General features: G+C 63.9%; 15 protein-coding genes and 3 tRNA genes. 12 read left to right on the top strand and 6 right to left on the bottom strand.

The features are described from left to right. Positions 1–62: 62 nt before the first annotated feature. Complete coding sequence (gene parC / locus O0J73_RS14535) at positions 63–2,306, bottom strand: DNA topoisomerase IV subunit A (protein WP_308308998.1); 2,244 nt, start codon at positions 2,304–2,306, stop codon at positions 63–65. A 60-nt stretch (positions 2,307–2,366) separates the two neighbouring features. Next, positions 2,367–3,248, bottom strand: coding sequence for a helix-turn-helix transcriptional regulator (locus tag O0J73_RS14530; RefSeq protein WP_180878278.1), 882 nt, complete (start codon positions 3,246–3,248; stop codon positions 2,367–2,369). 172 nt (positions 3,249–3,420) lie between these two features. On the opposite strand from O0J73_RS14530, the gene emrR reads away from it, so the two are divergent. Genes emrR through emrB form a run of 4 tightly spaced genes read left to right on the top strand, consistent with a single transcriptional unit; the run spans position 3,421 to position 8,144 of the window. After that, on the top strand, positions 3,421–3,864 hold the full coding sequence (gene emrR, locus O0J73_RS14525) for a multidrug efflux system transcriptional regulator EmrR (protein WP_005408766.1): 444 nt from the start codon (positions 3,421–3,423) through the stop codon (positions 3,862–3,864). Next, complete coding sequence (gene emrC / locus O0J73_RS14520; protein WP_308308997.1) at positions 3,861–5,354, top strand: multidrug efflux transporter outer membrane subunit EmrC; 1,494 nt, start codon at positions 3,861–3,863, stop codon at positions 5,352–5,354. Before emrR ends, emrC begins: the two co-directional genes overlap by 4 nt. An 11-nt stretch (positions 5,355–5,365) precedes the next feature. Continuing rightward, positions 5,366–6,547 carry a multidrug efflux MFS transporter periplasmic adaptor subunit EmrA gene (gene emrA / locus O0J73_RS14515; RefSeq protein WP_006427716.1) on the top strand — a complete coding sequence of 394 codons (1,182 nt, stop codon included), beginning with the start codon at positions 5,366–5,368 and terminating at the stop codon, positions 6,545–6,547. A 7-nt stretch (positions 6,548–6,554) separates the two neighbouring features. Beyond that, positions 6,555–8,144, top strand: coding sequence for a multidrug efflux MFS transporter permease subunit EmrB (gene emrB / locus O0J73_RS14510; protein WP_006427717.1), 1,590 nt, complete (start codon positions 6,555–6,557; stop codon positions 8,142–8,144). Between the two features lie 150 nt (positions 8,145–8,294). Here emrB and O0J73_RS14505 read toward each other — a convergent pair. Together O0J73_RS14505 and O0J73_RS14500 are read right to left on the bottom strand one after the other, a co-directional pair. Continuing rightward, a tRNA-Leu gene (locus O0J73_RS14505) sits at positions 8,295–8,381 on the bottom strand. 50 nt (positions 8,382–8,431) lie between these two features. Further along, positions 8,432–9,331, bottom strand: a complete 900-nt coding sequence (locus O0J73_RS14500; RefSeq protein ID WP_308308995.1) for a LysR family transcriptional regulator — start codon at positions 9,329–9,331, stop codon at positions 8,432–8,434. Positions 9,332–9,430: 99 nt separating this feature from the next. On the opposite strand from O0J73_RS14500, the gene O0J73_RS14495 reads away from it, so the two are divergent. Beyond that, entirely contained in the window at positions 9,431–10,177 is a 747-nt protein-coding gene (locus O0J73_RS14495; RefSeq protein WP_197564794.1) for a sulfite exporter TauE/SafE family protein, read from the top strand. 185 nt (positions 10,178–10,362) lie between these two features. On the opposite strand, the gene O0J73_RS14490 is transcribed toward O0J73_RS14495, so the two are convergent. Then, positions 10,363–10,447 (bottom strand) — tRNA-Leu (locus O0J73_RS14490). Positions 10,448–10,569: 122 nt separating this feature from the next. Here O0J73_RS14490 and O0J73_RS14485 point away from each other — a divergent pair. Next, on the top strand, positions 10,570–11,394 hold the full coding sequence (locus O0J73_RS14485; RefSeq protein ID WP_006427721.1) for an AraC family transcriptional regulator: 825 nt from the start codon (positions 10,570–10,572) through the stop codon (positions 11,392–11,394). 76 nt (positions 11,395–11,470) lie between these two features. After that, positions 11,471–11,857 (top strand): cupin domain-containing protein, encoded by a 387-nt coding sequence (locus O0J73_RS14480; RefSeq protein ID WP_308308994.1) that lies wholly within the window; start codon positions 11,471–11,473, stop codon positions 11,855–11,857. A 53-nt stretch (positions 11,858–11,910) separates the two neighbouring features. Here O0J73_RS14480 and O0J73_RS14475 read toward each other — a convergent pair. Then, positions 11,911–11,995 (bottom strand) — tRNA-Leu (locus tag O0J73_RS14475). 128 nt (positions 11,996–12,123) lie between these two features. Here O0J73_RS14475 and rnr point away from each other — a divergent pair. The 5 genes from rnr (at position 12,124) to rlmB (ending at position 18,803) form a co-directional block, all read left to right on the top strand. After that, a complete protein-coding gene (gene rnr, locus O0J73_RS14470) occupies positions 12,124–14,589 on the top strand; it encodes a ribonuclease R (protein ID WP_308308993.1) in 2,466 nt (821 codons plus the stop codon). A gap of 83 nt (positions 14,590–14,672) precedes the next feature. Next, positions 14,673–15,155 carry a GFA family protein gene (locus O0J73_RS14465; protein WP_053449235.1) on the top strand — a complete coding sequence of 161 codons (483 nt, stop codon included), beginning with the start codon at positions 14,673–14,675 and terminating at the stop codon, positions 15,153–15,155. Between the two features lie 243 nt (positions 15,156–15,398). Next, positions 15,399–17,081 carry an AAA family ATPase gene (locus O0J73_RS14460; RefSeq protein WP_308308992.1) on the top strand — a complete coding sequence of 561 codons (1,683 nt, stop codon included), beginning with the start codon at positions 15,399–15,401 and terminating at the stop codon, positions 17,079–17,081. Next, positions 17,078–17,956 (top strand): hypothetical protein, encoded by an 879-nt coding sequence (locus tag O0J73_RS14455; protein ID WP_308308991.1) that lies wholly within the window; start codon positions 17,078–17,080, stop codon positions 17,954–17,956. Before O0J73_RS14460 ends, O0J73_RS14455 begins: the two co-directional genes overlap by 4 nt. A gap of 103 nt (positions 17,957–18,059) precedes the next feature. Then, on the top strand, positions 18,060–18,803 hold the full coding sequence (gene rlmB, locus O0J73_RS14450) for a 23S rRNA (guanosine(2251)-2'-O)-methyltransferase RlmB (RefSeq protein WP_008265272.1): 744 nt from the start codon (positions 18,060–18,062) through the stop codon (positions 18,801–18,803). The last annotated feature ends 322 nt before the right edge of the window (positions 18,804–19,125 follow it).

Raw genomic sequence — 19,125 nt, 5'->3', positions numbered from 1 at the left:
GGCCGGCAACGTTGGATCCGAGCAACATTCAGCAGTTGCCGGCCAGCGGCCGGCCCTACCGGTCACTCCACCGACAGGCCTTCCACCTTCTGCCAGCCACGCGGCAACAGGTGGCCGCGGGTGGCGCGCGCGCCGAGATACGCGTCCAGCTCGTTGAACTTCAGGCCCATGGTGCGCTGGCCGCTGCGTACCTGCAGGGTCTGCCCCGGGCTGATCGCCACGATGGCGACCACGCGTTCGGTGGCGAGCTTGGCCTTGGGGATCTCGATGATCTTGTTGCCCTTGCCCTTGTCCAGTTCCGGCAGGTCGTTGGCAGCGATCGCCAGCAGGTTGCCCGAGCTGGTCACCGCCACGATGCGATCAGTGGCGACGTTGGCAACCACCGAAGGGATCAGCACCGACGAGCCGGCCGACAGGTTCAGCATCGCCTTGCCGGCCTTGTTGCGGCCGATCAGGTTCTCGAAGCGGGTGACGAAGCCGTAGCCATGGCTGGAGGCCAGCACGAAGCGCGTCTCCGGTTCGGCACTGGCCAGGGTGACGAAGCTGGTGCCCGGCGCCGGCGAGAAGCGGCCGGTCAGCGGCTCACCATTGCCGCGCGCCGAAGGCAGGGTATGCACCGGCGTCGAGTAGGCGCGGCCCTCGCTGTCAAGGAACGCGACCTGCTGGGTACTGCGCGCGCGCACCGCGCCCTGCAGGGCGTCGCCATCGCGGTAGGACAGGGCGGACGCATCGACATCATGGCCCTTGGCGGCACGGATCCAGCCCTTCTCCGACAGCACGACGGTCATCGGCTCGCTCGGCACCAGCTCGGTCTCGTCGATGGCCTGCGCGGCCTGGCGCTGCACCAGCGGCGAACGGCGTGCGTCGCCGAACTTCTTGGCATCGGCGGTCAGTTCGTCGCGGATCAGCTTCTTCAGCTTGGCCTTGCTGTCGAGGATGCCGAGGATCTTCTCGCGCTCCTTGGCCAGCTCGTCCTGCTCGCCGCGGATCTTCATCTCTTCCAGGCGGGCCAGCTGCTTCAGCTTGGTTTCCAGGATGTACTCGGCCTGGTCGTCGGACAGGCCGAAGCGCGCGATCAGCGCTGCCTTCGGTTCGTCCTCGGTACGGATGATGTGGATCACCTCGTCCAGGTTGAGGAAGGCGACCAGCAGGCCTTCCAACAGGTGCAGGCGGCGCTCGACCTTCTGCAGGCGGTGCTGCAGGCGGCGGGTGACGGTATTGCTGCGGAAGGTCAGCCATTCGCTGAGCAGCACCTTCAGGTTCTTCACCTGCGGACGGCCGTCCAGCCCGATCACGTTGAGGTTGACGCGGTAGCTACGCTCCATGTCGGTGGTCGCGAACAGGTGGCCCATCAGCTGTTCGGCATCGACGCGGTTGGAGCGCGGCACCAGCACCACGCGCACCGGGTTGGCGTGGTCGGACTCATCGCGGATGTCTTCCAGCCACGGCAGCTTCTTGGCGCGCATCTGCGCGGCGATCTGCTCGATCACCTTCGACGGCGACACCTGGAACGGCAGCGCTGTGACCACGATGTTGTTGGCTTCCTTGGTGAAGGTCGCACGCGCACGCACGCTGCCGTTGCCGGTCTCGTACATGTTGCGCAGATCGCTGGCCGCGGTGATGATTTCGGCGCTGGACGGGTAGTCCGGGCCCTGCACGTGCTCGCACAGGTCGCGCACGCTGGCCTCGGGGTTGTCCAGCAGGTGCAGCAGCGCGCTGACGATCTCGTTGAGATTGTGCGGCGGCACGTCGGTGGCCATGCCCACGGCGATGCCGGTGGTGCCGTTGAGCAGCAGGTGCGGCAACCGCGCCGGCATCCAGGTCGGTTCCTGCAGGGTGCCGTCGAAGTTCGGCGCCCAGTCGGTGGTGCCCTGGCCCAGTTCGCCCAGCAGCACTTCGGCGATCGGGGTCAGCTTGGATTCGGTGTAGCGCATCGCCGCGAACGACTTCGGGTCGTCGCTGGAGCCGAAGTTGCCCTGGCCTTCGATCAGCGGGTAGCGGTACGAGAACGGCTGGGCCATCAGCACCAGTGCCTCGTAGCACGCGCTGTCGCCATGCGGGTGGTATTTACCGATGACGTCACCGACGGTGCGCGCGGACTTCTTCGGCTTGGACGCGGCATTCAGGCCCAGCTCGCTCATCGAATAGATGATGCGGCGCTGCACCGGCTTCAGGCCGTCGCCGATGAACGGCAGGGCGCGGTCCAGGACCACGTACATCGAGTAGTCGAGGTAGGCGCGCTCGGCGTACTCGCGCAGCGGCAGTTGTTCGAATCCGTGGAACACGGGGCGGGCAAGTTCGGTCATGCGGCGTTGTTACCTGTTGTCGGGAGGCGGCGACGGCGGTCGCCGCTCGCAATCCTGTGATTATCCGGATGCGGCGGGGGATGCCAAGCCGCGCGCAGGGTCCAGCCCGGTTTCCAGGCCATGCCCGGCGCGTGCCAGGTAGCGCCCGGGTGGCAGCCCGAAGTGGCGGCGGAACACGGTGACGAAGGCGCTGGCGCTGCTGAAGCCCAGCGCATGGGCGATATCGGCCACGCTGCGGCCATCGGTCAGCTGGCGCAGGGCCTCGGACAGGCGGGCCTGCTGCCGCCACTGGGCGAAGCTGAGGGTGGTCTCGTCGCGGAAGTGGCGGGTCAGGCTGCGCGGGGAAAGCCCGGCCCAGTGCGCCCATTCGGCCAGGCTGCGCTCGTCGGACGGGTCGGCCAGCAGCTGCGAGGCGATCTTCAGCAGGCGCCGGTCATGCGGCATCGGCAGGTGCATGCGCTGGCGCGGGGCGGTGCGGATCTCGTCCAGCAGCACGTCGATGATGTGCTGGCGTTCGGGCGTGGTGGCATAGCCCAGCGGCCATTCGCAGATGCGGTCGGCCAGCGCCTGCGCCAGCTTGGACAGGCCCAGCACGCACGGATCGGAGGGCAGGGTGGAGCAGGCAGGCGCCGCCAGGGCCATGCCCCAGCCGCGCAACGGCCCGTCGAGGGTGACCGTATGTGGCTCAAGCGGCGGCATCCAGCCGGCCGAACCCGGCGCCAGTGACCAGGTGCCGTGCGAGGTGCGGGTGGTCAGCAGGCCGCGCTCGACGCAGATCAGCTGCGCGCGCTGGTGGTGGTGCCAGTCCACTTCGCGGACCAGGCCCTGCGGGCTGTCGAAGCGGAAGGCGACGACCGGGGGGCCATCGTTGCGCTCGAACCAGTCCAGCGCGTCGTCCCGCAACAGGCGCTTGGGAGGGGGGATTTCTGCCTTGTTCATCATATCCGCTGGCTGAAATGTGTCATCCATTGGCTGGATTGTACTACCGGGCCACCTGACCAGATCATTAAGGTAGGCGCCTTCACTGATCGAGCCCGCTGCTGCAACACAGCATTCGATGCCAGATCGAATATTTCCATTGAGAAATATTTTTTTTGGAAGAGAATGCTCCCCCATGATCTGTCCTGCAACCACTCCCCCCAGCTTCGGCCTGCTGCTGCGCCAGGTGCGCGACGGCCTGGTCCGCCAACTCGACGCGTCCATGGCTGAAGAAGATCTGGGCATCGGCTTCACCCACTACATCGGGCTGAAGGTGCTTTCGCACATGGCCCCCTGTACCGCCAACGAACTGGCCCAGGCCATCGACCAGGTGCCCAGTGCGGTCACCCGCCTGCTGGACAAGCTCGAGGCTCTGGGCTGTGTCCGCCGCGAGCCGCATGCGCAGGACCGGCGTGCACTTCAGATCGTGCTGACCGACGAAGGCCGCGCGCTGTGGGCGCGGCTGAAGCTGCGCGGCGACGCGGTGATGGATTACGCGCTGCGTGATCTTTCCGCCGATGAGCGCACGCTGCTGCTGTCCCTCCTTACCCGAATCCGCGATTCACTGACGACCCCATGAACCCGATCCCGCATCCCATTCTCCGCCGGTCCGGGCGCGCGCTGCTGGTGTCAGCGCTGGCCCTGGCCCTGGCCGCCTGCGCCAGCAGCCGCGGCCTCACCCCGCAGGGCCACGTGCTTGAGGTTGACAGCCTGCACAGCGAACGCACCCTGGCCGACACCGACCTGAGTGCCACCGGCTTCCCGGCGCAGGACTGGTGGAAGGCACTGGGCGATGCGCAGCTGGACGCGCTGGTGGCTGAAGGCCTCGCCGGCCACCCGAGCCTGGACGCCGCCGATGCACGCCTGCGCCAGGCCCAGGCCCAGGTCGGCACCGCGCGCGCCGATCAGCTGCCCAGCCTGTCGGTGTCCGGTGGCTACACCGGCCTGCGCCTGCCCGAATCGATGGTCGGCAGCGAGATGGGCGGCCGCTACGGCGGCAGCAGCCAGGTCGCCTTCGACTTCAGCTACGGCGTGGACCTGTGGGGCGGCAAGCGCGCCGCTTGGGAAGCGGCCGTGGATGGCGCGCATGCCGCCACGGTCGAAGCCCAGGCGGCACGCCTGAACCTGTCCACCGGCATCGCTCAGGCCTACGCCGATCTGGCGTATGCGTGGCAGCTCAATGACGTGGCCGAGGAAGAACTGACCCGCTCGCAGAAGTCGCTGCAGCTGACCCGCCAGCGCCGCAGCGCCGGCATCGACAGTGACCTGCAGGTGCGCCAGGCCGAGGCCCGCGTGCCGGCCGCGCAGCAACAGGTACTGGCCGCGCAGCAGCGCATCGACGCTGCCCGCACCGCGCTGGCCGCGCTGATCGGCAAGGGACCGGACCGGGGCCTGTCGATCCAGCGCCCGCAGCCGCTGAACCCGATGGCGTTGCAGCTGCCGGGCGTGCTGCCGAGCGAACTGCTTGGCCGTCGCCCGGATATCGTGGCTGCGCGCTGGCGCGTGGAAGCGGCCGACAAGCAGATCAAGGTCGCCAGGACCAAGTTCTATCCGAGCTTCAACCTGACCGCGCTGGCCGGCGTGGTCGCCCCGAACGTGGGTGATCTGCTGAAGAGCAGTTCCACCTTCGCCTACATCGGCCCGGCGCTGAGCCTGCCGATCTTCGAGGGCGGCAAGCTGCGCGCCAACCTGGCCAACACCGATGCGCAGTACGACCTGGCGGTGGCCAACTACAACCAGGCCGTACTCGATGCACTGCGCGACGTCGCCGACCAGGTCAATGCGGTGCGTTCGCTGGCACAGCAGGCGCACGCGCAGCAGCAGGCCGTGGACACCGCACGCTCGGCCTTCGACCTGGCCCAGCAGCGCTACCGCGCCGGCATCGGCAGTTACCTGGACGTGCTGACCGCGCAGTCCACCCTGCTGCAATCGCAGCAGCAGCTGGCCGGCCTGCAGTCGCAGCAGGTGCAGACCTCGGTGCGCCTGAGCAAGGCCTTGGGCGGTGGTTTCCAGCCCGCTGACGCCGACCGCGCCCCGATTGCCTCCCATTCCGATTCCTCGCATTCCTGAAGACCTCCGCCATGAGCCAGACCCAAGACACCGCGGCCCCGGCCGCCTCCAACCGCCGCGGCAACCTGCTGCGCGGCCTGTTCGTGATCGTCGTGCTGCTGCTTGCCGCACTGGCGCTGTGGTACTTCATGTTCGGCCGTTGGTTCGAAGAGACCGACGATGCCTACGTGCAGGGCAACCAGGTGCAGATCACCCCGCTGGTGGCCGGTACCGTGGTCGCCATCAACGCCGATGACGGCATGCGCGTCGAGCGCGGCCAGCTGCTGGTGCAGCTGGATCCGTCCGATACCTCGGTGGCGCTGCAGCAGGCCGAAGCCAACCTGGCCAAGACGGTGCGCCAGACCCGCGGCCTGTACCGCAGCGTGGAAGGCGCGCAGGCAGACTTGAATGCCCGCCAGGTGACCCTGAAGCGCGTGCGCGACGACTTCGCCCGCCGCAAGGACCTGGCCGCCACCGGCGCCATCTCCAACGAAGAACTGGCCCATGCCCGCGATGAGCTGGCGGCCGCCGAAGCCGCCGTGGCCGGTTCGCGCGAGACCGTCGAGCGCAACCGCGCGCTGGTCGACGACACCGTGATCGCCACCCAGCCGGACGTGCAGGCAGCGGCCGCGCAGCTGCGCCAGGCCTTCCTCAACAACGCCCGCGCCGGCATCGTCGCGCCGGTCACCGGCTATGTTGCCCGTCGTTCGGTGCAGGTCGGCCAGCGCGTGCAGCCGGGCAATGCCCTGATGGCCGTGGTGCCGACCGAGCAGATGTGGGTCGAGGCCAACTTCAAGGAAACCCAGCTGCGCCACATGCGCCTGGGCCAGGAAGTGGAGTTGAAGTCCGACCTGTACGCCGGTGACGTGAAGTACAAGGGCCGCATCCAGAGCCTGGGCCTGGGCACCGGTTCGGCGTTCTCGCTGCTGCCGGCGCAGAACGCCAGCGGCAACTGGATCAAGATCGTGCAGCGCGTGCCGGTGCGCATCGCCATCGATGCCAAGCAGCTGGCCGAACACCCGCTGCGCATCGGCCTGTCGATGAAGGCCGAAGTGAGCCTGCGTGACCAGAAGGGCGAAGTGCTGCCGAGCGCAGCGGCCAAGGGCACGGTGTTCGACACCGATGTGTATGCCAAGCAGCTGCATGATGCCGATGAGGTGATCCACACGATCATCCAGGGCAACCTGCCGCAGCAGCAGGCGAAGGCGGGCTGAGGTCGCCATGTCCGCACAAGCTCCAGCCGCGCCCGGCGCTCCGGGCGCACCGGCGGCGCCAGGTGCGGCCTCCGGGTTCCTGCCACCCAGCGTCGCCCTGTGCACCGTGGGCCTGGCGATGGCGTCGTTCATGCAGGTGCTCGACACCACCATCGCCAACGTCTCGCTGCCGACCATCGCCGGTAATCTCGGTGCCAGTTCGCAGCAGGCGACCTGGGTCATCACCTCGTTCGCGGTCAGCACGGCCATCGCGCTGCCGCTGACCGGCTGGCTCAGCCGCCGCTTCGGCGAACGCAAGCTGTTCGTCTGGGCCACGCTGGCCTTCGTCATCACCTCGCTGCTGTGCGGCCTGGCGCAGAGCATGGGCATGCTGGTGGTATCGCGCGCGCTGCAGGGCTTCGTGGCCGGCCCGATGTACCCGATCACGCAGTCGCTGCTGGTCTCGATCTATCCCCGCGAGAAACGCGGGCAGGCGCTGGCGCTGCTGGCGATGATCACCGTGGTGGCGCCGATCTGCGGCCCCATCCTCGGTGGCTGGATCACCGACAACTACAGCTGGGAATGGATCTTCCTGATCAACGTGCCGTTGGGCATCTTCGCTGCCTTGGTGGTGGGCAACCAGCTGAAAGGTCGCCCGGAGCAGATCGAGAAGCCGAAGATGGACTATGTTGGCCTGATCACCCTGGTGATCGGTGTCGGCGCACTGCAGCTGGTGCTCGACCTGGGCAATGACGAGGACTGGTTCTCGTCGATGAAGATCGTGGTGCTGGCCTGCGTGGCTGTGGTGGCGCTGACGGTATTCCTGATCTGGGAACTGACCGACAAGGATCCGATCGTCGACCTGAAGCTGTTCCGCCATCGCAACTTCCGCGCCGGTACGCTGGCGATGGTGGTGGCCTATGCGGCGTTCTTCAGCGTGGCGTTGCTGATCCCGCAGTGGCTGCAGCGTGACATGGGCTACACCGCGATCTGGGCGGGCCTGGCGACCGCGCCGATCGGCATCCTGCCGGTGATCATGACCCCGTTCGTGGGCAAGTACGCATCGCGCTTCGACATGCGCATGCTGGCCACGGTGGCCTTCATCGTGCTGTCGATGACCAGCTTCCTGCGCTCGAACTTCAACCTGCAGGTGGACTACATGCACGTGGCCGGCGTGCAGCTGATCATGGGTATTGGTGTCGCGCTGTTCTTCATGCCGGTGCTGCAGATCCTGCTGTCGGACCTGGATGGTCGCGAGATCGCCGCGGGTTCCGGTCTGGCGACGTTCCTGCGTACGCTGGGTGGCAGCTTCGCGGCATCGCTGACGACGTGGCTGTGGGCGCGGCGCACCCAGGTGCACCATGCCGACCTGACCGAGCACATCTCGGCCTATCAGCCGGGCATGCAGGACCAGGTGGCGGCAATGGGGCAGGGTGACCTGCAACATGGCGCGGCGGTGCTGAACAACATGATCAACCACCAGGCATCGCAGATGGGCTTCAACGACATCTTCTTCCTGCTGGGCTGGATCTTCCTGGCGATCATCGCGTTCCTGTGGCTGGCCAAGCCGCCGTTCGGCGCCGGCGCAGGTGCTGCCTCGGCCGGTGGCGGGCATTGACCGACCAGTGTTGATGAAAAACAAGACCCCGCCGCAAGGCGGGGTTTTTGTTTGCGGCCTCATCGCGATGCATGCGCGCGTCGCGCGGATGTGCCCGGATGACGGGCATGAAAAAACCCGCTTGCGCGGGTTTGATCATTTGCTGAGTCATGGTGCCCAGGAGAGGACTCGAACCTCCACGAAGTTGCCCCCGCTAGCACCTGAAGCTAGTGCGTCTACCAATTCCGCCACCTGGGCGACTCAGGAGACGAATTATGGGGAACGGCAGAGGATGTGTCAACAAGATTTCACGCTTTTTTCTGCGGCGGTACGCCCAGGTGATGCAGCAGGCTGCGCATCGCCGGCGACAGCTGCGTCCACTCGGCAAAACAGGCGCACAGGCGACGTTGAGCCCACGCATCGGCAAGCGGTACGGCGACGGTGTGCGTGCTGCGCCGATGCTGGCGGGCGACGGTACGCGGCACGATGCCGACCCCGATGCCGTGGCCGACCATGATGCACACGCCTTCGAAGGTTTTCATGCGGATGCGCACGTCCAGGCGGCGCCCGATGTCGCGCGCCTGGTCTTCAATGTAGGTCTGCAGGGCGTTGCCGTCGGCCAGGGCGACAAAGGTCTCGCCGGCAACCTCGGTGAAGGCCACGCTGCGCAGCGATGCGAAACGATGCTCTGCGGGCAGCAGCATCACCAGCGGATCTTCGGCCACCACATGCTGCTGCAGGCCGGCGGCGTCGACGGCATCGCTGATGATGCCGGCCTCGGCCTGGCCGGCACTGATCGCACGCACGACTTCAGGGCTGGTGCGTTCCAGCAGTTCGACATGCAGGCGCGGGCGCTCGGCCAGCCAGGGGGCGAGACGCGCGGGCAGGTAGTTGGTCAGCGCTGCAGTGTTGGCATACAGGTGCAGGGTGCCGCGCGCGCCATGCGCGAACGCCTCCAGCTCGCCGCGCAGCTGCGCCTGCTGCTGCAGAATCAGGCGCGCATGGTGGGCGAGGGCAGCGCCGGCCTCGGTCAGGCTGACCCCGCGCGGGTGGCGGTTCAGCAGCGCGGTGCCGGCATCGGCTTCGATCGTGCGCAGGCGTTCACTGGCCGAACCGAGCGCCAGGTTCGCCTGCGCTGCGCCGGCGGTGATGCTGCCGGCTTCGGCGATGGCCAGGAACAGCCGCAGGTCGGCGATGTCCATCCGCATGTCGTGCCCTCATTGCAACGCCCGAGCCTTAGGATCAGCCGAAGGCGAGGCCGGGAAGACCGCATTGTGCGCCGGGCGGTGGCCCGATCCAATGAAGGCATGAATGAATCGATGTACTTCTACGTGCTGCTGGTGGTGGTGTTCGTGCTGGCCGGCGTGGTCAAGGGCGTGACCGGGATGGGCCTGCCGACGGTGGCCATGGGCCTGCTGGGGGGCGCGCTGTCTCCGGTGGCGGCGGCGTCGATGCTGTTCATCCCGACCTTTGTCACCAATGCATGGCAGCTGGTGTCCGGGCCGTCACTGGGCCACATCGTGCGGCGGCTGTGGCCGATGATGCTGGCGGTGGTGGTGGTGACGCTGGGCTCGGCCGCGCTGCTGGTGAGGGTCGATCGCACCTGGTCGCGCGTAGCGCTTGGCGTGGCGCTGGTGGTCTATGCGGCCTATGCGTTGCTGGCCCCGGTGTTCCGTGTGCCGCAGCGGCGCGAGCGTTGGCTGGGGCCGCTGGTGGGGGCGCTGTCGGGCGTGGTGACCGGTGCGACCGGTGTGTTCGTGATGCCGGCGGTGCCGTACCTGCAGTCGCTGGGATTGCAGCGCGAAGAACTGGTGCAGGCGCTGGGGCTGGCGTTTACCGTGTCGACGATTTCGCTGACCACCGGCCTGGTGCTGCACGGCGCGTTCGGTATCCAGCAACTGGGGCTGAGCGCGCTGGCGGTAATACCCGCGCTGCTGGGAATGTGGCTGGGGCAGCTGATCCGGCAGCGGATCAGTGCGCGGGTGTTCCGCGCCTGCTTCCTCGGGTTCCTGCTGCTGCTCGGGCTGGAGCTGGTACTGCGGCCACTGTTCTGAAGCGCGTTGCCGCGCGTGTACGTAGAGCCGAGCTTGCTCGACTGCTTTGCGCTTCGTCCTGCATGGCATCAGTCGAGCAAGCTCGACTCTACGGACCGGTGCAGTCGAGCAGGGCTCGACGCTACAAAGGCCTGAATCGCAGGCATGAAAAAACCCGCTCTCGCGGGTTTTTCTCATTCTCGACATGGTGCCCAGGAGAGGACTCGAACCTCCACGGTTTTACCCGCTAGTACCTGAAACTAGTGCGTCTACCAATTCCGCCACCTGGGCGTCGAGGAGCGAGATTATGGGGTGTCGCTGCGGGGGTGTCAATAGGTGGGAGTGCTTGATGGGGTACGATGCAGGGCAGGCTGGTATGGCCTGCTTGGAGGGGACGAAGTGCCGCTTTTTGAATGATTCCATCGAAGCCTTCTCTGGACTGGGTGCGGCAGGGTGAAGGGGCGGAGGGGGTAGAGCGTCTTGAGGCCTTTTTCGGCGGCCATGGATATGCGCCGCATCGGCACGACACTTACGCCGTCGGGTACACCGTGTCGGGGGTTCAGAGCTTCAAGTATCGGCGTACCCAGCAGCACGGGCTGCCCGGCACCGTGTTGGTGCTGCATCCTGATGAACTTCACGACGGCCAGGCGGGTACGGCGGAGGGTTTCCGGTATCGAATGGCCTACGTATCACCGTGGCACATCCAACAGATGCTCGGCGGGACGTCGCTCCCTTTTATCGACGGAGGCGTGTCGCGCGATCCCCGGTTGAGGGCGGCGATCGCCCTCCTGCTGCAGCGCCTGCATGCCCGCCCGGACCCGCTGCAGCACCTGGATGCGCTCCATGATCTTGCCCGGAGCCTGGTGGCTGCAGCGGGACGTCCACAGACAAAGACGCGTCCGGATTTCTTTGCGGTCGCTCGTGCGCGTGAGTACATGCTTGATCGGTTGAACCAGGGGGTGACCTTGGACGACCTGGCATCAGTTGCCGGTACGGACCGCTGGCAGTTGAGCCGGGATTTTCGCGCAGTGCTGGGTACGAGCCCCTATCGCTTCCTCACCATGCGCCGTCTGGACCGGGTAAGGGCCCTGTTGGTCAAGGGCGCGCCCATCGCTCTCGCGGCGCTTGAGGCTGGGTTCTATGACCAGAGCCACATGGCAAGGCATTTCGCTTCGGTCTACGGCTCTCCGCCGGCCCGCTGGTTACAGCGTTTGGGGAGGGGTCCTCATGGCCGATGAGGCTGCACGATCGTACAAGAGGGTTGCAGGCAAGATCCGGATGCTTGTGTTTCCAACCAGATCGCAGGCCCATGTAATGAATTCCCTGATCCGCCCCTCCGTTTGCCAGCCGGTCAACCTCGCAGGAAAATTTGCCGCGCTGAAGGACTCATGGATGCCCAGAGTCGTTGCTGAGCTCAACGACTATCAGTTCAAAATCGTGCGGCTGCAGGGTGAGTTCATCTGGCATGCCCATGCCACGACCGATGAGGCGTTCATCGTCATTACGGGAGAGCTCCGCATTGAGCTGCGGGATAGGCACGTCGCGTTGCGCGCGGGAGAGCTCTTCGTGGTGCCGCGAGGCGTCGAGCATCGAACGTGTGCTGACCGTGAGGTGGAATTGATGCTTATCGAGCCGCGCGGGGTACCCAATACAGGCAGCGCAGGGGGAGCGCGTACGGCGCCGAACGACGTGTGGGCATGATTCAACTGTGCGCATAACAAAAAACCCCTGATTTCTCAGGGGTTTTTCATGTTTGGTGCCCAGGAGAGGACTCGAACCTCCACGGTTTTACCCGCTAGTACCTGAAACTAGTGCGTCTACCAATTCCGCCACCTGGGCGTTCCAGAGGCGCAATTGTGAAGATGAATCCGCAGGCTGTCAACGACTTCCTGCAATTTTTTCACGCAGTGCCTTCAAGGCGGCCACTGACCCGTTCTGCACGCCGTCACCGGCTACCATGTAGGGCGATGACTACCAAAAAACCAAGCAAGGGCGGGAGCAAGTCCCGCAGCCAGGCCCCGAAGAAGGGCGCCAAGGCGGGCGCGGCCCGCACCACCAAGCCGGGCAAGCCGCTGCCGGGCTGGTTCCCCGAATTGAACGAAGGCGGCGCGCCGCCGCGTGGCCGCAAGCGCCCCGGTGATGATGCACCGGGCCCGGCTCCGGGCCGCAAGTTGCCGCCGACCGGCAAGGTGATCGACGATCCCTATGCCGCCCGCGAGGCAGAAAAGTACGAACAGCCCATCGCCAGCCGCGAGGCCATCCTGGCCCTGCTGGAGCGTTGCGAAGGGCCGCAGACCGCCGAAGAACTGGGCGCACGCCTGGGCCTGGGCGCACCGGACCGGGCCGAAGCGCTGTCGCGCCGGCTCGGCGCCATGGTCCGCGATGGCCAGCTGGTGCAGAACCGGCGCGGTGGCTTCGCCCCGATCCAGACCCTGAACCTGGTCACCGGCGTGGTGATCGCCAACCCGGAAGGGTTCGGCTTCCTGCGCCCGGTCGAAGGCGGCGACGACCTGTTCCTGCCGCCGTATGAAATGCGCAAGGTGATGCACGGCGACAAGGTGCTGGCGCGCGTGACCGGCATCGACCACCGCGGCCGCCGCGAGGGCAGCATCGCCCGCGTGCTGGAACGTGGCATGACCCGCCTGATTGGCCGCTTCAGCGTCGAGATGGGCATCAACTACGTGGTGCCCGACGACAAGCGCGTGCAGCGCAACGTGCAGGTGCCGCCGGACCAGACCGGTGGCGCGCGCGATGGCCAGCTGGTGGTCTGCGAACTGACCCAGGCACCGGACAGCCGCCGCCCCCCGATCGGCCGCATCATCGCCGTGCTCGGCGACAAGCTGACCGCCTCGCTGGTGGTGGAGACCGCCATCCACGGCCACGAACTGCCGTTCGAGTTCCCCCAGGAAGTATTGGACGAAGCTGCGTCGGTACCGCTGGTGGTCGAGCCGTCGATGATCGGCGACCGTGTCGATCTGCGCAGCACGCCGCTGGTCACCATCGACGGTGAGGATGCCAAGGACTTCGACGACGCGGTGTACTGCGAGCCGAATGCCGATGGTTTCCGCCTGGTGGTGGCAATCGCCGATGTCTCCAACTACGTGCGCCCCGGCACGCCGCTGGACGAGGAGGCGCAGAAGCGCGCGACCTCGGTGTACTTCCCGGGCTTCGTGGTGCCGATGCTGCCGGAGACCCTGTCCAACGGCATCTGCTCGCTGATGCCCAAGGTCGACCGTATGTGCTTCGTCTGCGACATGCAGATCGACCGCGACGGCCTGGTCACCCATTCGCGCTTCTACGAAGCGGTGATGAACTCGCACGCGCGCCTGACCTACACCCAGGTGTGGAAGGCAGTGGGCGAGGATGATGCCGATACCAAGGCCTGGATGGGCGATCTGCTGCCGCAGGTGCAGCGCCTGCACCAGCTGTACAAGGTGTTGTCGAAGGCGCGCGCCAAGCGCGGTGCCATCGAGTTCGAAAGCAGCGAAGTGCGTTTCGTGCTGGACAACCGCGGCGAAGTGACCCAGGCCGGCATGCTGGTGCGCAACGACGCGCACAAGCTGATCGAGGAATGCATGATCGCGGCCAACGTCGAGGCGGCCAAGTACCTGCTGTCGCGCCACGTGCCGGCGCCGTACCGCATCCACGAGAAGCCACCGGAAACCAAGTACGCCGACCTGCTGGAATTCCTCAAGGAGTTCAAGCTGAGCCTGCCGCCGTGGTCGAAGGTGCGCCCGGGCGACTACACCAAGCTGCTGAAGAAGATCCGCGACCGCCCCGATGCCACGCTGCTGGAATCGGTGCTGCTGCGCAGCCAGAGCCTGGCGATCTACAGCCCGGACAACCACGGCCACTTCGGCCTGGCGCTGGAGGCCTACGCGCACTTCACTTCGCCGATCCGCCGCTACCCCGATCTGCTGGTGCATCGCGCGATCAAGCACGCGCTGTCCGGCAAGCCGCTGGACAAGTTCACCTACAACGCGCGCGAGATGGCCGCGTTGGCGCTGCAGTGTTCCGAGCGTGAGCGTCGCGCCGATGAGGCCGAACGCGAGGTCGACGAGCGTTACCGCGCGGCGTGGATGGAAAAGCACGTCGGCGGGCAGTTCGACGGCGTGATCAGCGGCGTGACCAGCTTCGGCCTGTTCGTGGAACTGGACGAGTCGAAGGTGCAGGGCCTGGTGCATGTCACCCAGCTGCCGCAGGACTATTACAAGTTCGACGCCACCCGCAAGACGCTGACCGGCGAACGCCGTGGCAGCAGTTACCGGCTGGGCGACCGCGTGCGCATCCTGGTGCTGAAGGCCAGCATGGAAGAACGCAAGATCGACTTCCGCCTGGTCGAGCACAAGGGCGAGGACGAGGGCGACGGCGACGGGCTGCCGCCGCTGCCCGAGCGGGGCAAGCCGGCCAAGCGCACCAAGAAGCAGTATTGAAAGGCGTGCCGCCCAACGGTCGGCCCCCACCGCACCCGGTAGGTGTCGACCTTGGTCGACACGATTTTGCGGAGGAACGCACCATGCAGGGCCAACCCGAGTACAGCGGCGGCTGCCAGTGCGGCGCGATCCGCTTCCAGGCGCGCGGCGCGCTGACCGACAGCTCGATCTGCCACTGCCGGATGTGCCAGAAGGCCTTCGGTGCCTACTACGCGCCGCTGGTGTCGGTGCGCGGCGTGCAGTTCAGCTGGACCCGCGGCCAGCCGCGTTACTTCCAGTCGTCCAACGTGGTCCGGCGGGGGTTCTGTGCCGACTGTGGCACCCCGCTGACCTACGAGGCGCCCGACGGCGTGGCAATCGCTGCCGGCGCCTTCGACCAGCCCGAGCGCCTGCCGCCGACGATCCAGTACGGAGTGGAGCGCAAGCTGCCGTTCGTCGATGCGCTGGGCGGCCTGCCGGCGCGGCGTACCGAGGACGACGTCGCGTCGCTGGCGTTCCTGGCCACGATCGTGTCCCACCAGCACCCCGACCACGACACGCCCCACTGGCCGCCGCGCAGTCGATAGTGATATTTACTTGCCTAAACTATGACGACACTGATCGCATAGCGTGCGAAAGGATGTGTCAGGCTCATTCGGCTTGCGTTTCACGTCTGTGGATCACAGCTAAATATTCATCCATCTTTGCCGATTAAAGATTGGGGCATGTGAGTGCCTTGCTATCGGGTCGGCTGAACGGGTGGTGCAGCACAAGTAAGGCTGTCCGCAGTAGGCAGTTCGTCGGTGAATCTAATGAAATGGAGTTCTACAGTGCTGAATTTTACGTCTTCATCTAGGATTTATTTTTCGGAGAGCCTCGAGGCTTTGGAGGGGGCGGATGGAGTGCATCTTCTTCAAGATCATATTGGCACCTACTATAAGGCGCCTTGGAATGATGTTGGGTATGTCATAACATTTCAAGTTTACGTCGTCAGTGGTAAGGCCTCAGCAAGGCTCGGCATCACAAAGGTCCTTGTGAAGGGGTGCGAAAATACGGCTGACTGGATGCGAGCTTGTGCGCCCATTCATAATGATCGGCGTGACATTACTGATTCAATGCGAATTAATAAAGTTGTTTCATTGTCTTCGCATGTTGATTTCTATAAGAGGATGTCCTCTCTTTCAAGGGCTTCAGTTGAGCTTCTGCTTGCAGGAATATGCGATGCAAGCTACTTCTATTCGAACAGGTCAAGGTTCGAGCGATGGGGTGGGTTTGAGGACGCCGTATGTCGTAGTAGTGCGGCGAAGGCTGTAATGCGGAATGGAAGTCAAATTGCACTTGGTCAGCACGTGTCAAGTAATGGATTTGAGCTCGCAGTTAGCCCGTTTCAGTATGGCGACTCAGTGAAATTTTCTTTCGGAAATAATCGAAAGGTTGGGGAGGGGAATGTCAATCTGCTTATTGGAAGAAATGGATGTGGGAAAAGTCGTACATTAAGGCGGCTTGTTGAGCAGCTTACTTCTCGGAGTGAGCGTGACTATGATAACCCTTTTATCCATAAGGTTGTTGTTGCTGCCTATTCGCCATTCGAGGAATTTAGATCTGAGGCTGAAGTGCTAGGTGCCTCCGATCCTGAGAATGAAGTGGGTGATGACGACGTCGGCAGGCGACGGCGGTCGCTTGTCAATGAATACGCCTATATCGGATTTAGGGATCCTTCTGGAAAGTTCTCCCTCGACTGGCCAAAAGAAGCGAGTGCTCGTGCATTAATTAGAATTATTGATATGGATTTTCATAATGTCGCATGGGGGGCTGAGAGTCGGCTTAGGCTACTTTACAGGACGCTCAGGCAGGCATTCGAATTTGACGCAATTTCACTGGGATTGGTTGGGGGCGGGGTGGCTCTAATTTCTGAGCCTGGCGAGGACTGGAGTCCGCGCAGTCTGGTGGTCGATAATATTGATCTGGGCCGAGGAATATCCTTCATTAAGGATGATGCTGTGCTTGGTTTGAGTTCTGGTCAAATAATATATTCTTACTTGCTTCCTTGCCTTGTTGCGGAGGTTGATGACGAGAGCTTGATCGTTCTTGATGAGCCGGAATTGTATCTTCATCCCACGATGGAGCTCGGGCTGATGAAGATGCTTAAGGTGCTTCTTAAGGCGACACGGTCAAATGCGGTGATTGCCACGCACTCGGGTATAGTCGCTCGGGAGGTTGATCGATCTTCTATTCTTGTTATGAGAAAATCCAACGGTTTTACTTCTTGCGATCACCCGTCAATCGAAACCTACGGAGAATCAGTTGATGTGATCATAGGTCACGTCTTTGATGACTATCAGCAAGCCAAGCCATTTGAAGGCTCCGTGGACGCGGCTGCCGCAAAGTTCTCGACCTTGAATGAGGCGCTTGCGAGTCTTTCTGGGGAACTTGGAGATCTCGGTGTGGCACGTCTTGCTTCCAGATTTGATTGCGATGATGAGCCGAATGTTGTTCGAAGGGAGTTGTCGTGAAATTTCTTGGCCACTTGAAGTTGGACGAGGTGGAGTGTGCCTGGCTGTCTTCAGCATGCCAATCAAAAAAGCGTCATGCTGGGGCGCTAAAGCGGATCTCAGTTTCTCTTAAGTCTAATTTGTATAAGGACTACTCTTGTATTGTTGGAAGCAGGGCGGATGCCCCTGCGCCGACGAAGTTGTTTGGTATTGGAGAAATGCTTAGGGGCTTCTATGCCGCTCCTCCGCGAGGTTTAGCGGAACTTCTGAAGTTCAGGCGAAGTGGGCATGATCTGAAGGAATGCCCTTACTGTGGGAATCCGTTCTCTCCGGATACTATTGATCATTTTATGCCAAAGGATTTGTGGCCGGAATACGCAATATTCCCAAATAATTTAGTTCCGCAGTGTCGAGGGTGTGCGCCTATAAAGGGGGCTCGCTTTGTGTGTCCTACGGCGGGTGGGCATATTTTTCTCCATCCATTCTATAGTGAATGTATCTCCAAACTCGGATTTGAGGTGTTGGTTACTCATTCACATGGGAAGTCGACATTCGAAGTTAATTTTGTTCTTCCGGGAGATTCCACTGCGGATGATGTTTTGGCAATTCGAGGTCATTTGAGAGGGCTTAAGGTTAAGTCTCGACTGCTTGCTTACTGTAACGGGCAATTGAGGCATTGGAAAAATCTGGTGAAGGAAAGTAGATTTGATGTGAGGGCGAGTTTTCGTGCGAGAATTGATGAATATTCTCCACTGGACCGGAATTCCAATTGGAAGGTTGCTTTTTTTAAGGGGATGTTGGCGTGTGAGCAGGCAATGAATGCTTTGCAGGCGGAATGTCCCACCCTGGCGTCGCATGTTTCCAGTAGCGCAATCCAGATCAGGGTCGATGTGTGAGTACATGAGCGAGGATTTTGATGGTGCGAGTTTTTGTGAACTCGGCCAACAACCGGCCCGCCGATGCTCTACCATAGCCACCCCCTTTCCGGTCCCCGCCCGCATGAGCAAGAACAGCCAGTGGATCGTCGGCGTCAACGCCGTCGCCTCCTCCATCGAGAACGACGCCGAGAACGTCCGCGAAGTGCTGGTCGAGGCCGGTGCGAAGAATCCGCGCCTGACCGAAATCGAGGAAAACGCCCGCCGCAAGGGCATCGACGTGCGCAAGGTGAACGCCCAGGCGCTGGATGGCGTGGGCGGTTCGGTGCGCCACCAGGGTGTGGCCGCGCGTTATGCCGCCGCCCGTACCTACAGCGAGAACGAGCTGGAAGGCCTGGTTACCGCGGCCGAGGGCAAGGCCCTGCTGCTGGTGCTGGATGAAGTGCAGGACCCGCACAACCTCGGCGCCTGCCTGCGCTCGGCGGCGGCCGCCGGTGCCACTGCGGTGATCATTCCCAAGGACAAGTCGGCCACGGTCAACGCCACCGTGCGCAAGACCTCGGCCGGTGCCGCCGACCGCATTCCGGTGGTGGCGGTGACCAACCTGTCGCGCTGCCTGAAGGACCTGCAGAAGCAGGGCGTGTGGATCTACGGCCTGGCCGGTGAAGCGACCGCTTCGCTGTACCAACTGGACCTGAAGGGCAACATCGCGCTGGTGCTGGGCGGCGAAGCCGATGGCCTGCGCCGCCTGACCCGCGAGAACTGCGATGGCCTGGTCAAGATCCCGATGCCGGGCGAGATCGAGAGCCTGAACGTTTCCGTCGCCGCCGGCGTCAGCCTGTTCGAGGCCGTGCGCCAGCGCGGTTGATCGGCACTGCTGGATGATTGATCGGGGGTCAGATCCCTCTCCGCAGGAGGGGGCTCTGACCCTTTTTTGTGCTCCTTTTTCGTGCGGCGCTGCGGGCTCACCGGGCATGGCCCGGCGCTACCGTGTCGACCAAGGTCGACACCTACCAAGGCGGTGTATGACGCCATTCCGACAGCCGCGGGAAACGGTCAAGGGCGGGGTGGGTCCGGTGGCAGGGGTGTGACCCGCATGGATGCGGCGACCAAGCCCCCATGGGTGAGGGCGCTTTGCTTGCGAAGCACTGCTTCGCAAGCGCCCGAACGCACAGCCGCCAGCGGCTGGG

The organism is Stenotrophomonas sp. Sm6012 (assembly GCF_030985895.1).
Taxonomy (GTDB): domain Bacteria; phylum Pseudomonadota; class Gammaproteobacteria; order Xanthomonadales; family Xanthomonadaceae; genus Stenotrophomonas; species Stenotrophomonas forensis.
This window is presented reverse-complemented; position numbering and strand designations above follow the sequence as displayed.

Excerpts from the sequence above, each read along its gene's own strand:
- O0J73_RS14465 (WP_053449235.1), top strand. The coding sequence starts at position 14,673 with ATGCAGGGCCAACCCGAGTACAGCGGCGGCTGCCAGTGCGGCGCGATC.
- O0J73_RS14480 (WP_308308994.1), top strand. The coding sequence starts at position 11,471 with ATGAATTCCCTGATCCGCCCCTCCGTTTGCCAGCCGGTCAACCTCGCA.
- emrC (WP_308308997.1), top strand. The coding sequence starts at position 3,861 with ATGAACCCGATCCCGCATCCCATTCTCCGCCGGTCCGGGCGCGCGCTG.
- rnr (WP_308308993.1), top strand. The coding sequence starts at position 12,124 with ATGACTACCAAAAAACCAAGCAAGGGCGGGAGCAAGTCCCGCAGCCAG.
- emrB (WP_006427717.1), top strand. The coding sequence starts at position 6,555 with ATGTCCGCACAAGCTCCAGCCGCGCCCGGCGCTCCGGGCGCACCGGCG.
- O0J73_RS14530 (WP_180878278.1), bottom strand. The coding sequence starts at position 3,248 with ATGATGAACAAGGCAGAAATCCCCCCTCCCAAGCGCCTGTTGCGGGAC.
- O0J73_RS14500 (WP_308308995.1), bottom strand. The coding sequence starts at position 9,331 with ATGCGGATGGACATCGCCGACCTGCGGCTGTTCCTGGCCATCGCCGAA.
- emrA (WP_006427716.1), top strand. The coding sequence starts at position 5,366 with ATGAGCCAGACCCAAGACACCGCGGCCCCGGCCGCCTCCAACCGCCGC.
- O0J73_RS14495 (WP_197564794.1), top strand. The coding sequence starts at position 9,431 with ATGAATGAATCGATGTACTTCTACGTGCTGCTGGTGGTGGTGTTCGTG.
- O0J73_RS14485 (WP_006427721.1), top strand. The coding sequence starts at position 10,570 with ATGATTCCATCGAAGCCTTCTCTGGACTGGGTGCGGCAGGGTGAAGGG.
- emrR (WP_005408766.1), top strand. The coding sequence starts at position 3,421 with ATGATCTGTCCTGCAACCACTCCCCCCAGCTTCGGCCTGCTGCTGCGC.
- rlmB (WP_008265272.1), top strand. The coding sequence starts at position 18,060 with ATGAGCAAGAACAGCCAGTGGATCGTCGGCGTCAACGCCGTCGCCTCC.
- parC (WP_308308998.1), bottom strand. The coding sequence starts at position 2,306 with ATGACCGAACTTGCCCGCCCCGTGTTCCACGGATTCGAACAACTGCCG.